The following is a 13,100-nucleotide window of genomic DNA, read 5'->3' as shown; positions in this document are numbered from 1 at the left end:
AACAAGCGCTTATGACTTCGTCCCTAATAGGTCTACTTTAATCATATTATCGTCAGGCGTTCTGTCGATATATTTGTTGTCAGGATCAATGCCTGCTTTTGCTGGTTCACCTTTCACCACCAATGTATAGGTCGAGGTCTTACGGTCAATATAGTGGCGCTCACGTAGAAGTGGTTTCCCCTCTTTGTCGTCCACTCCAATGTCGATCCACTCGTGTAACGGCACTTCTTTTTCAGCGCCAAGTTCATCGGCCTTAAATTTGGCTGAGGCGACTTGTACGGTGACTTCATAACGACCGTTCCCTACTGGTTTTGCGGACGCCGACAATGCACGGTTTTCAAACAAAATAATGGAATCGAACAAATCATCAATTAATGTTTGTTTGTCTGCTGGTGTCACTTGACGAATAGCGTCGACTAATACTCTGCTCGTAGGATAAGGAGGCCCCTTGTAGGCGTACTTCGTGACGACGTCATGTAACGCGGCATTGACTTTTTCTTCTCCAATCTGATCCTGCAATAAGTACATGACCAAGCTACCTTTTGCATAATGCAGGTATTGTTGATTTTCATTGAGTGCAAGCGGTAATTCCTTTTTCCGCTCTTGACCACGACCCATTAAATAACGATCTAATTCAAACTTCAAAAACCGACGCATTTTCGCCTCGCCATAATGATGTTTCATCACCATGAGTGCGGAATATTGTGCCAGTGTCTCTGATAGCACCGTTTCTCCTTGCGTATTGCCTGCTAAGACTTGATGTGCCCACCATTGGTGTGCAACCTCGTGTGCAGTCACATAGAAAGGGTAGTCAAGATCTTTCGGATCTTTATCATCTACCTTTGCAATAAAGCCAATCGATTCGGAAAAAGGAATCGTGTTTGGAAACGATTGTGCGAAGCTTTGATAGCGTGGAAACTCAATGATCCTCACCATTTTATGTTGATAGGGGCTGAAATTTTTTGTGTAGTAATCCAGTGATTCCTGCACCCCTTTGATCATACGATCGAGATTGTATTCATGACCGTGTTGATAGTCGATTTCGATATCCACATCGTTCCACTTCGCTTTTTTTACATCAAACTTTCCAGACTGGAATGAATAGAAATTCCAGATCGGTTTATTCAATGCATAGTGGAAATAGCGACGTCCGTCTTTCGTCCATTCGCGATCAAATGTACCTGGTGCAATTGCCATTTGGTCAGCAGACGTCGAGACCGTGGCATCAAAGTGAATCAGGTCGGCATCATTGGAGATGTAATTGTTTTGTAGCGCTTCAACATCATCCCGTTTGGCAATCCGTTCTTTTTCTTTGAGACCGTGTTTACGTCGATCCTTGTCGTCATTCAGTTCAATATGAGGTTGATAGCCGATATGTGGCGTCAATTGGCTATTGAAGAATGTCCCGTTAAACAATACGGTTGTATTCTTGCTCATACCAAAAACTGTTTTCGGATCCACGCTCAGGTCAAAATCAAATTTCATTGACTCACCTGGCTGTAAAGCTTGTTTTAGTGAGTAGCTATAAAAGCCAAGTTGCTTATCTTCGATATTGACTTTGTTTTCTCGATCAAAGCGGAATCGTTGAATGACGATATCATCATCTTCGGTAATAAAAACGGTTTGAACAGGCTGGCTGCTTCGGTTCGTAAGAATGTAGCTGCCTGTTATTTGTGCTCGGCGAACGTCAGGGAAAATATCAACGTTGAGTTGGACGTCTGTTATACGTGGCTGCGGCACGCGTTCAAACTGCTTGTATTTTGTTTCATACGCTGTTTGCTCGCTTTGTCTATCGAAGGTATTTTTGTATTTGTTCACCACATTATTGAAGTAGAACAGTACACCGCCGGCAATAGAAAAGCAGAGGATGCCCGCCATCCCGAGCACGGTGCTTCCGGTGCCGGCATGTAATTTCGCAAGGCGAATTCTGCCTCGCCAATCCGTTGTGGTTCCGCGTACCCAGAGCAATAAAGAGGCTGCGATCAATAGCAGTGCTGCACCTGACCAATAAGCTTCAGTCCAGCGAATCTCAGGTAAAAAGTGACCGTAACCGTTGATTGCTGAAAAGACCAATCGAGGAACATTGCCGTAGATAAGCATTGGATGTTCAAATCCCAGTCCTGGTAGCGCAGCTCCGGCGATGTAATAAAGAATCATCACAAAATAACCAACGTACTTGTTATTGATGATCACTTGTATTGACATCGCCAGGACTGCGATGAGGATATATTCAGGCCATTGGATTAAAAAAAGCTGGTACACATACTGCGCAAGCTCATAGTGGTGATAGCCCTTGATAGTTTGAAACAAGATGCCAAACACCATCAGGACAATTAATAACAGTCCTTGTAACAGCGTTAGTGCCAATAATTTCGAGAGAAATGGCAAAGAATTCGGCACTGGTAACGTGTCAAACAATTGAGAAATACGCGCATCTCGCTCCCGCCAGACCAACTCGCCTGCGTAAAATGTGGTGATAATGAGCATGAAAAGGGAGAAGCTTCCGCTCAAGACTTCAAGTACAGCGTAAGTGACGGGATATGTCGATGTCCCGAACATTTTTGTAATGACAGGCGCAGTCGATGCCATGAATAAGACACTACAAAGCGCAATCGCAATGAAGTAAATATTCTTTACTGTCTCGCGTAGGTTTAGACTGGTTTGTGCAATAAACATCCGCACCATGCCACGGCGAGAAAAATCGGTATGGACGTCGGTAATGCGCTTGGTCAGAACTGCCGGAGCAACGCTCTCTTTTTTCTGTTTGCCAGCAGTGCTGTAAGCAGCAAAATGGAAGCGCCAGAAACAAGTGACGATCATAACGAGGCCAAATGCGCCCCAGATGAGCCGATTCGTTAAATAAATACCGCTCAATGGAACAAGCTTCGTATTTTTATCTGCGACGCTCCAATACTCTGTCAAAAGGCTAATCGCTCTCGAACCAAAAGGATCGATCAAGGCTGCCAAGGTTTTATTGTCGAGATCTTGCAGTAATGGGCCTGAAGCCAGATAGCCGATGAGTAAAACAACGCTGGCAACATAGACGGGTAACATACGTCGTAACAGAGCGCCCATCGTAAAGAAAAGTGCGCCGAAAATAATGATATTCGGAATGAGCGAAAAGACGTACGGCAGTACATAGGCGAGGGGGATTACGGGTCCTAGGCGTACTGGTTCAATTCCTGGCAAGTAACAGCCTAGCCAAGCGCCTAATCCAATACTGGAAAAAATAAAGATGAGCGTGATAAATGCGCCCAAAAAGCGACCGCCTAAATACTGTAATTTATTGATTGGCGATGTATAGAAAAAGTGCCAGATGTTGTTTTCGGTATCTTGTTGAATAGCGCGCCCCATCATCGCTGCGACGATGACGACGCCAAAGTAACCGAGAAAGGTGATCGTTTGCGAGACCGAGGTGGGTGCATTGATGTGTGTTTTTCCACCAAAACTGATGACCGCGCCCGAAAAAGCACCTCCCGCGGCTGCCATCCAAAGCATGGCCAATGAGAAGAACATTAAAAAGTAAACGTAAGTCGAGATGCTGCGGAATTTTTGCCGTAGCTCAAATAACATAATGGATCGCATCATCACTCCTTATGCAGTCAGTGCAGTGCGATGATCATCGGATGAGGCGGGTCTGACTTGGCCGTCAAGTAAGTACGCCATTGCAGAGAAATAGACATCCTCTAAATTGCCATGCGCTGGCGCAAAGCCTGCATCAGGTTGTTGGTCTGCATAAACGTGGATGAGCGTACGACCGGATGTGAGCCGACTTGAGATTACTTGGAAATTTTCTTGGAATTGAGGAAGCTCATTTTTTTCTATAAAACGTTTCCAAATTTTCCCTTGAATGGTATCGATCAGAGCAAGCGGTTGTCCAGTCAGAATGACTTTTCCTCGATTAATGACGGCCATGTTATTGCAAAGATCAGAAACATCTTCGACGATGTGCGTCGATAAAATAACGATCTTATCGCTGCCAATATCGGCAAGTAAGTTATGGAAACGTACCCGCTCTTCGGGGTCGAGTCCTGCCGTCGGTTCGTCGACAATAATGAGCTTGGGATTACCGATCAACGCCTGCGCAATCCCAAAGCGTTGCCGCATGCCACCTGAAAAACCACCCACGTGTTTATTTTTAACGGTATATAAATTAGTCTGATGAAGCAAAGCGTCGACGACTTCTTTTCTTTCTTTTCGGTTGTCGATGCCTTTGAGAACCGCAAAATGGTCCAATAGATCATAGGCGCTGACTTTGGGGTACAAACCAAAGTCTTGCGGTAGATATCCAAGAATGCGACGAACATCGTCTTTGTGGGTGCGAATATCAATGTTATCAATGTGTGCGTTGCCGGAATCTGCGTCCTGTAGCGTGGCAATGGTGCGCATCAATGTTGATTTACCAGCGCCATTGGGGCCGAGGAGGCCAAACATGCCGGCCGGAATCGTTAAGCTAATATCGTCTAAAGCCTGTACACCGTTACTGTATCGTTTTGATAAATTCGTAATGCGAAGTTCCATGACGTGTCCCAAAATAAGTTATTAGAGGTGTCTCGACGGCGCATGCATGTTGAGATATTAATAATTTAAATTAAAGCAATAAATTTTTCTATGCATTTAAGACGAAATTCGTGTTTTTCGGGATCAAATGGGGAAATACGGTGTTGAAATGTCGAGCCAGCAGGGAGAGGGCGGCAAAAATATCATCCGCACGTAAATGGCTACACGATGAAGGTGCTTTGCGCTATAATATGGTTTGGCGGGCCCCTGCGCATTGCGGCATGGCCAATCTGGTCAGGTCGGGAACGAAGCAGCCACAGTCATTTACCGCAAGTGCCGCAGATCAGGCTCGCCAACCTTCCAATTTCCCTCCCTCGGTTTTCTTCATTGTTCTCCCCAAATTTTTTGTTCTCGGTTCGTCCTTTGACATGTCTGGTTCGACATTCGGCGTCTTTGTTTCTCTTGAATTGTGGATTTCATTGAGTCTTCGGTGCATTTTGGTCTTTCTTAGACTGCATACAAACCAACAGAAACAGTACCGAAACCCGATGTAAACTCACCAAAAAGCGTGCTTTGATGCAAAAATGGCGATACTGACGCGGAAGTGTGGCTGGGGTTGTTCAGGTGGTGTGTTGCATTTCGCGCTAGCCCCGACAATTCATGGCAAAAACAACGAGAAAAGTGGACCTCTTAAGAGCCACTGCATGACGATTTAATTGGAGGTTGTGTGAAGAAAAAGCGCAAAGGTAGTTCTCGTGATGTCGATGTGTCGATATTGACGCAGCAATTTTTTTCTTTTTTCTCGCGTCCACTGCTATTGGCTGGACTCTTGTTATCGATTCCTGGCTTTTACCTGCTCCTTGAGGGGGGAGCTGATGTGATATTGCGATTGGGGCGAATGTGCTATTGGGGGGCATCGATCCTGATGGCCATTGATACTGCGATTCAATGGCATAAAAACCGCGTTGGAAAACATCGAAAAGGTAAACTGGCCCTCGATGTTGGGATTATTATTGGCTGTGTATTGAGTGGGTGGCTATCATTTGAGCAATGGGGATTGTTCGAATGGTTGCTTCGCTTGACACTGTGCGTCGCTATTCTATTGCGTCTTGCAACCCTGATTTTGCAGCACATTACCCCTGGCCACTTGGCGCAAATGGTGGGTCTTGCCATCTTGATGCTGACGAGCGCAGGTGCTGGATTTTATTGGCTCGAACCTAACGTCGATAGTTATGCAAACGGTGTTTGGCTAGCATTTACGACAGTAGCAACGGTTGGTTATGGTGATATTGTGCCTTCCACGCCGGCATCAAAAATCTTTGCCGTGTTTATTGTTTTGTTTGGGTATGCGATGTTTTCTATCGTGACAGCAAACATTGCAGCGCTTTTTGTCGGTGAAGAGGAGGCTGAGATTGAGCATGCGTTGCATCACGATATCCGAGCGCTTGCGAAGGAAGTGGCAGCACTCCGTGAAGAACTGAAGAGTAGGGATAGCCTTGTGGCGGATCTTGCACTGCAAGTCGGTCATACTGGCGCTGCAATCGGCAAACAGGAGCGAACTGCCGAGCAAGATGGGATGCGTTGATCCCATCCTGCCGAGCAAGGTCACTACCAATCGATTTAAGTTGCTTGCGTGACTGTGTGAGGTGGTGGGAAAGCTCTTTCCAAAATATGTTCTTGGATGTTGCCCGTTTCTGATGCACTTAGCGTACCGAACACTTTCCCGCATTGACGCTCCGATCTGCTTTGGCAAAATGCCTCTGCAATGGAGGGTGGTGCAAGCGTCACCATGAGATGGCTTTGTACAGCGAGCACTAAATTTTGCGTCATGCGGCGTGCATTCATTTCTTGATGATCAGGACTTGCTTTGAGATCTGCTACAAGGCTTTCTGCCATGTTTCGGACCGTTATCGACGAGGAACTCATGAGTTCGTTGATGATCAGTTGCATACCCGAAGGGTCTCGCTCAATGGCCCGTAAGACGTCAAGACACATGACATTGCCGGATCCCTCCCAGATAGAATTGACCGGCGCTTCTCTATACATTCGCGCCATTGGTCCCGTTTCGACATAGCCGTTGCCGCCCCAGACTTCCATGCATTCACCCGTGAACTCGATTGCGCGCTTGCATATCCAAAATTTTGCGGCTGGCGTGATGATACGTTTCCAAGCGCGCTGTAGCGGATCTTCTGAATGATCTAACGCGCTGGCCAGTCTGAGCATGAGGTGGCTAGCAGCTTCACTTTCCAAGGCGAGGTCGCACAGGACATTGCGCATTAAGGGGTGATCAATGAGGCGCTTCCCAAAGGTCTGCCGATGTCTCGCGTGATGAATGGCTTGCGTGAGGGCTTGTCGCATGAGAGCTGCACTACCGATCACGCAGTCGAGGCGTGTTAAGTTCGCCATTTCGATAATGGTCTGGATGCCGCGACCTTCAATACCGATCATGATTCCAAGGGCATCGATGAACTCGACCTCACTACTGGAGTTGGATTTGTTTCCAAGTTTATCCTTCAGACGTTGGATGTAGATCGCATTTTTGCTGCCGTCAAATTTCCAGCGTGGGACGAAGAAGCATGACATGCCGTTTTCTGTTTTTGCCAATACCAAATGGGCGTCGCACATGGGCGCTGAGAAAAACCATTTATGGCCTGTCAGTAGATAGGCGTTTCCTCTGCCTTCCGCGCCGACGGGATGAGCGGTTGTTGTATTGGTTCGAACATCCGATCCGCCTTGTTTTTCAGTCATGCCCATACCAATTAATATGGATTTCTTTTGTGCAATCGGAAGATCGCGTGGATCATGTTCACGGCTAAATACCTGATCTTTGATTTGCGCAAACAAGACCGATTCTTGCTGAAGGGTTGGAATCGCAGCGAAAGTCATGGTTGTTGGGCACAGTGAGCCGGATTCAACTTGTGATTGCAGAAAGTATCCTGCGGCACGTGCAACATGGGCCCCTGATTCTGGATTCTCCCATGGCGCGGCATGTAAGCCTTGCATTCGTAATAGGCTCAGCAGCTGGTGCCAGCTTGGATGAAAGTCGACCTGATCAATGCGTTGTCCTGTTCGACTAAATGCTTTTAGCTCTGGTAGATGTTTGTTCGCCAGTTCGCCGAGTTGCAGCGTGTCACTTCGCCCAAGGATCGCTCCCGAGCTTGTTAGTTTTCCGAGATACTGTTCTGCCCCGAAATGACGCACGGCATCATTTAATGCTTCATCTTGAGTAAAAATATTGTAGTCTTGTAGCTCCGGTACTTGATTGAAAACGTCGTGTGTCGGCCATTGCATAGGGTCTCCTTGGATGCGATATCGGCGAAATTATTTTTCTATTGACCAACAAAGTGTAGCGGTTAATGTCCGCATAGATGTTCGTCTTTTTTTGGATGTAAATGCATGTGATAAATACAGGGTCCGAACCATTAAAATCGCGGCGCAAGCCAGTCCAAGAGCGTTCACGTGTGACGCGGGGCGCCATTTTGGACGCTTTTGTTCGGCTTTTGGTGGAGAAGGGGTACTCTCACTTAACGATCAGAGATATCGCATTGGTGGCTGGGGTTGGGCTCGGCACGTTGTATGAATATTTTCCTGGTAAAAAATCGATTGCGGCGCACTGCATAGAACAACGTTTTAGTGGCGTTGGATTATGTATGGAAAAATGGATCCACGAGATGAAGGGGCAACCTTTGCTCGTTATGGTGGATTTTTTGCTTGATCAACTAGTCAAAATGCATCGTCAGCAAGTCACAGAATGGTCTGCCCTGATTTATTTAGAGCGGCAGATATCAGATCGGCATTCTTTTGAATCGATGTATCATAAAATAGCGCATATTTGGCTTCAAGCTTTCGAGGCTAGTTCGGATGGCGTTCATTTTTCCGACAAATTGCCTGAGGTGATACATGCTGCCGTGTATGGTGTGCTGTATCAGACGTTAATGTTGTCGCCGGAAAAGTTGGAATCCCCGGCGTTTTCTATGCAGTTAAAGGCTTTGGTGATGGGATATTTGCAAATTCCATCACGCTAAGCGCTTTTCCGCTTTCTGAATAGGGTAAAATCTCAGGATGTCTTATCAAGTACTCGCCCGAAAATATCGCCCCAAAAGTTTTGAAACGCTCGTGGGGCAAGAGCACGTTGTTCGTGCTTTAACGCATGCGCTCGAACAGCAGCGGCTGCATCACGCCTATCTTTTTACTGGAACGCGCGGGGTCGGTAAAACGACCTTGTCGCGCATTTTGGCAAAATCGTTCAATTGTGAAAAAGGCATCACCTCGACACCGTGCGGCGTCTGTGATGCATGTACCGCAATTGATGCAGGTCGTTTTGTTGACTACATTGAAATGGATGCGGCGTCTAATCGTGGCGTCGACGAGATGGCATCATTGTTAGAGCAGGCGATTTATGCCCCTTCAAATGCACGGTTTAAAGTGTATATGATCGATGAGGTGCATATGCTCACCAATCATGCCTTTAATGCGATGCTGAAGACGTTGGAAGAGCCGCCAGAGCACGTGAAGTTTATTTTGGCGACAACGGATCCACAGAAAATCCCTGTCACCGTGCTGTCGCGCTGCTTGCAGTTTAACCTCAAGCAAATGCCACCTGGTCACATCGTTGGCCATCTTGAAAATATTCTCGGTCAGGAACTGATTGAGTTTGAACAACCCGCATTGCGTTTACTCGCGCAAGGGGCGCATGGTTCGATGCGCGACGCCTTGTCATTAACAGATCAAGCAATTGCTTATGCCGCAGGTAAGGTGAGCTTGGATGCTGTTCAGGGAATGTTAGGTGCTTTAGATCAATCGTATTTGATTCGGTTGCTTGATGCGCTAGCAGTCAATGATGGTAAAGCCTTACTTGAAGTGGCTGACGAGATGGCGACGCGCAGTTTGTCATATAAAGCTGCTCTACAAGATTTAGGAACCCTGATCCATCAAATTGCAATAGCACAAATGGTGCCGTCTGCTGTTGGCGATGACTTACCTGAGCGCGAACACGTTTTGCGCCTCGCAACGGTATTTGCGAAAGAAGAAATTCAGTTGTTTTACCAGATTGCCGTCCATGGTAGAAACGAGCTCTCTCTCGCCCCTGATGAATACGCTGGTTTTAGTATGACGCTATTGCGGATGTTGGCATTCCGTCCTATCGAAGGCGGCGCTTTGTCATCGTTGGGGGGAGGTGATGGCGGCTCGTCTGGTCAGACTTTTAATCGTGCGTCGAGTTCACCGCCAAGTGCAGCTGCAACGCCAGCACGATCAAGTAATAGCCCGTCGTCAGCAGCTTTATCGGTAACCAATGTTGCTAAAGCAGCCGTTGCTCCTGCTATGCCAGCTGCGGCAGTGGCACAGCGTGCTCCCGCGGCACCCGAAGTGTCATCAAAACCGATGAGTCCGGCAATGGCTGCGCTCGCGGCTGCACGAGCAGCCAGTGCGGCGAGTGGGAAAAATGTACATGGTAAGCCAGCCGCCGCCGCGCCTGTTGCTGAGAGTGCTGCAGCGCCTATGCCTGTTGCGCCTGCGCCAGTCCCAGCGTTAGCTAAACCTGAAAGTGCAGCATCGGCACCTTTGTTGGCGGAGAAAAAAGCATCTCCTGCACCGTTGCAGACAGCGGTAGAGCGAGATCTCCGCCGCTCCCCATCGATGCCAGAGATGGAGCCAGTCGGTATGGACGATATGCCGCCACCATGGGATGAGGCTTTGTTTGAGTCGCCGCAGTCCAATGTTGCTCCGAGCCGTGCGCTTGAGCCTGTCCCGATGCAAGTTGAAGCGCCCCCAGCCGTCGAGGAAATGAAAGCGCCTGAGCCTGTCGTCGTTGATCGAACTCTATGGCACGGCCCCGTTGTCGAGTTGGGCTGGGATGGCAATTGGCCAGATTTAGCGGCAAGCTTGCCACTTCGCGGAGTGGCTCAACAGCTTGCACAACAAAGTGAATTGATCCATTGCAAACAAGAAGGAAATCAGTTCATCTTTGATCTTCGGGTACCCTTGGCGACTTTATTGTCTGCAGGAAGTGTAGACAAATTGTGTGCTGCGTTAAGTGAACGGTTTTCCAAAAATATTCGCATTGAAACCAAAATTGGCGCAGTTGAATTGACGGCGAATGCAAAAGCAATCGCTGATCGCGAGGTGCGTCAAAAACACGCAGAACAGGCGATTCAGCAGGATTCGTTCGTTCAGACGCTCATGCGTGAATTCGGCGCCGTTATCGTTACAGGTAGCGTGCGTCCCGTTTGACGATTACGGTCGTTTCAACGATCAACCTAATTTAAAACATTCCTTTCTTTTCAGGAGAAATTTTTATGATGAAAAATCAATTGGCTGGCTTGATGAAACAAGCGCAAGCAATGCAAGACAATATGAAAAAAGCGCAGGATCAGTTAGCGATGATCGAAGTCGAGGGGCAGGCTGGTGCTGGGTTAGTGAAAGTCGTTATGACGTGCAAAAATGACGTGAAACGAGTCACCATCGATCCATCATTGTTGGCTGACGATAAAGACATGTTAGAAGATTTGGTTGCTGCAGCTTTCAATGATGCAGTGCGTAAAGCGGAAGCGACATCGCAAGAAAAAATGGCGAGCCTGACAGCGGGCATGCCATTGCCACCAGGCTTTAAAATGCCCTTCTAAGCGTGAAGAAAACAGGTAGTCTCGAACAGTTGGCAGACGCTCTAAAGCGTTTGCCCGGCGTGGGCCCTAAATCGGCTCAGCGTATGGCGTATCATCTTTTGCAGCATGACCGTGCCGCTGCGTCTGAGCTCGGCTATGCGCTATTAAATGCGGTAGATCGTATTCGGCATTGTGCTTCGTGTAATACTTTTACTGAAGCTGAGTTGTGCGAAACGTGTCAGGATGACGACCGTGATCCGCGCTTACTTTGCGTGGTTGAGACGCCTGCGGATCAAATGATGATCGAGCAAACCCTGACTTTCAAGGGTTTGTATTTTGTGTTAATGGGACGCTTATCACCGCTGGACGGTATCGGCCCCAAAGACATCTATCTCGATAAATTAATTTCTCGCGCAACGAACGGTTTGGTGGAAGAGGTTGTGCTTGCAACGAATTTTACCAACGAGGGAGAAGCGACCGCGCACTACATCAGCGAAACGCTCAAATCGCGGGGACTGCGTGTCAGTCGCCTCGCGCGAGGTGTGCCTGTTGGTGGCGAGCTCGAGTATGTTGACGCTGGAACGATTGCGCGCGCTATGCTTGATAGGCGCACTACCTGATTCCTTCTCCATGATGGCGTGACATCAAACCATCTCTTTGCTTGATCGACGTTGAACATTTTCTGATACAAACGATGACAGCACCAAAACATGGCCCGTTAGCGGGTATTAAAGTCCTTGAGTTGGGTACCCTCATTGCCGGACCTTTTTGTTCGCGGATGTTGGCAGAGTTTGGTGCAGAGGTGATTAAAGTGGAGTCGCCCGGCATCGGTGATCCTCTCCGACAGTGGCGCGTGTTGAAGGACGGCACATCGTTGTGGTGGAGTGTGCAAGCACGAAACAAAAAGAGCCTGACACTCAATATGAAATCGCCCGAAGGGCAGAAAATCGCGCAGCGACTCGCTTTGGATGCGGACATTATTATTGAGAATTATCGCCCCGGTGTTTTAGAGAAATGGGATCTCGGCTATGAGAAATTAAAGTCCCTGAATCCCGCTACCATCATGGTGCGCCTCTCTGGTTACGGGCAGACCGGTCCTATGCGTGATCAGCCTGGTTTCGGTGCTATTGGCGAATCCATGGGGGGATTGCGTTATGTTTCAGGACATCCCGATCGTCCACCAGTGCGCGTTGGTATTTCTATTGGTGATTCTGTCGCTGCGTTGCATGGTGTCATTGGTGCGATGATGGCATTGCGTCATCGCGATGTGACTGGCGGACGATGGAATGGGAAGACTGGCGAGGAATGCGTTGCAGGTCAAGGGCAAATGGTGGACGTTGCGCTCTATGAATCTGTGTTTAATCTCATGGAATCACTGGTGCCTGAGTTTGATGTTGCTGGTGTTGTTCGTGAACGCACTGGTGGTGCTTTGCCCGGAATTGTTCCTTCCAATACCTATACGACAGGTGATGGCGAAAATATCGTTGTTGCGGGTAATGGTGATGCTATTTTTCATCGGCTGATGAAGGCAATTGATCGTGATGACTTGGCCAATGATCCACAATTGATGCGAAACGACGGTCGCGTTCCACGCACAGTAGAAATCGACGAAGCAATCCAACATTGGTGTTCAACGCAGACTATTGATTCTGCGCTCACGATTTTGCAAAGCGCCGATGTGCCAGTAGGGAAAATATATTCTGTTCGGGATATGATGAGTGACCCACAGTTTTTGGCGCGGAATATGTTTGAGCAACATGCTTTTCCAGATGGCACACCAATCAAGGTCCCAGCCATTACGCCAAAAATGTCCGAAACACCGGGGGTAACCCAGTGGCTTGGCCCGGAATTAGGTCAACATAACCATGATGTTTTGCGGCAGCTTGGCTATTCCGATGAAGAAATTGCCCAATTGATTGATAAGAAAATTATCTAGACTGGTGTGATGTCACCGAGGGCTTTACTTGACCTGAGGATGCTGCCAGAGTTTGCGAAATA

At 47.9% G+C, this 13,100-nt stretch carries 9 protein-coding genes, 1 other RNA gene and 1 pseudogene; 8 read left to right on the top strand and 3 right to left on the bottom strand.

Going from position 1 to position 13,100, the window contains the following annotated elements; translation table 11 throughout:
* Positions 1–9 precede the first annotated feature (9 nt).
* Together ACO0K2_RS11235 and ACO0K2_RS11230 are read right to left on the bottom strand one after the other, a co-directional pair.
* Entirely contained in the window at positions 10–3,585 is a 3,576-nt protein-coding gene (locus ACO0K2_RS11235; protein WP_423018751.1) for a M1 family aminopeptidase, read from the bottom strand.
* Positions 3,586–3,594: 9 nt separating this feature from the next.
* Positions 3,595–4,521 carry an ABC transporter ATP-binding protein gene (locus ACO0K2_RS11230; protein ID WP_423018749.1) on the bottom strand — a complete coding sequence of 309 codons (927 nt, stop codon included), beginning with the start codon at positions 4,519–4,521 and terminating at the stop codon, positions 3,595–3,597.
* A gap of 237 nt (positions 4,522–4,758) precedes the next feature.
* Between ACO0K2_RS11230 and ffs the strand changes: the two genes are divergently transcribed.
* Both ffs and ACO0K2_RS11220 read left to right on the top strand, forming a co-directional pair.
* Positions 4,759–4,857: signal recognition particle sRNA small type (gene ffs / locus ACO0K2_RS11225), an RNA gene on the top strand.
* A 370-nt stretch (positions 4,858–5,227) separates the two neighbouring features.
* Entirely contained in the window at positions 5,228–6,085 is an 858-nt protein-coding gene (locus tag ACO0K2_RS11220) for a potassium channel family protein (protein ID WP_423018747.1), read from the top strand.
* A gap of 35 nt (positions 6,086–6,120) precedes the next feature.
* On the opposite strand, the gene ACO0K2_RS11215 is transcribed toward ACO0K2_RS11220, so the two are convergent.
* Positions 6,121–7,791 carry an isovaleryl-CoA dehydrogenase gene (locus tag ACO0K2_RS11215; RefSeq protein ID WP_423018745.1) on the bottom strand — a complete coding sequence of 557 codons (1,671 nt, stop codon included), beginning with the start codon at positions 7,789–7,791 and terminating at the stop codon, positions 6,121–6,123.
* Positions 7,792–7,892: 101 nt separating this feature from the next.
* On the opposite strand from ACO0K2_RS11215, the pseudogene ACO0K2_RS11210 reads away from it, so the two are divergent.
* The 6 genes and pseudogenes from ACO0K2_RS11210 to ACO0K2_RS11185 all read left to right on the top strand — a co-directional run.
* Positions 7,893–8,099: pseudogene (locus ACO0K2_RS11210) on the top strand (TetR/AcrR family transcriptional regulator); the annotation flags it as partial.
* 51 nt (positions 8,100–8,150) lie between these two features.
* Positions 8,151–8,525, top strand: coding sequence for a hypothetical protein (locus ACO0K2_RS11205; RefSeq protein WP_423019417.1), 375 nt, complete (start codon positions 8,151–8,153; stop codon positions 8,523–8,525).
* Positions 8,526–8,562: 37 nt separating this feature from the next.
* A complete protein-coding gene (locus tag ACO0K2_RS11200; RefSeq protein ID WP_423018743.1) occupies positions 8,563–10,731 on the top strand; it encodes a DNA polymerase III subunit gamma/tau in 2,169 nt (722 codons plus the stop codon).
* Between the two features lie 65 nt (positions 10,732–10,796).
* Positions 10,797–11,123 (top strand): YbaB/EbfC family nucleoid-associated protein, encoded by a 327-nt coding sequence (locus ACO0K2_RS11195; RefSeq protein ID WP_423018741.1) that lies wholly within the window; start codon positions 10,797–10,799, stop codon positions 11,121–11,123.
* A 2-nt stretch (positions 11,124–11,125) separates the two neighbouring features.
* Entirely contained in the window at positions 11,126–11,722 is a 597-nt protein-coding gene (recR, locus tag ACO0K2_RS11190; protein WP_423018739.1) for a recombination mediator RecR, read from the top strand.
* 74 nt (positions 11,723–11,796) lie between these two features.
* Complete coding sequence (locus ACO0K2_RS11185) at positions 11,797–13,038, top strand: CaiB/BaiF CoA transferase family protein (RefSeq protein WP_423018737.1); 1,242 nt, start codon at positions 11,797–11,799, stop codon at positions 13,036–13,038.
* The last annotated feature ends 62 nt before the right edge of the window (positions 13,039–13,100 follow it).

This window comes from Undibacterium sp. MH2W (genome assembly GCF_049340215.1).
Classification (GTDB): Bacteria; Pseudomonadota; Gammaproteobacteria; order Burkholderiales; family Burkholderiaceae_D; genus Undibacterium.
Note: the sequence above shows the minus strand (reverse complement) of the source record. Positions and strands in the feature narration are given on the sequence as shown.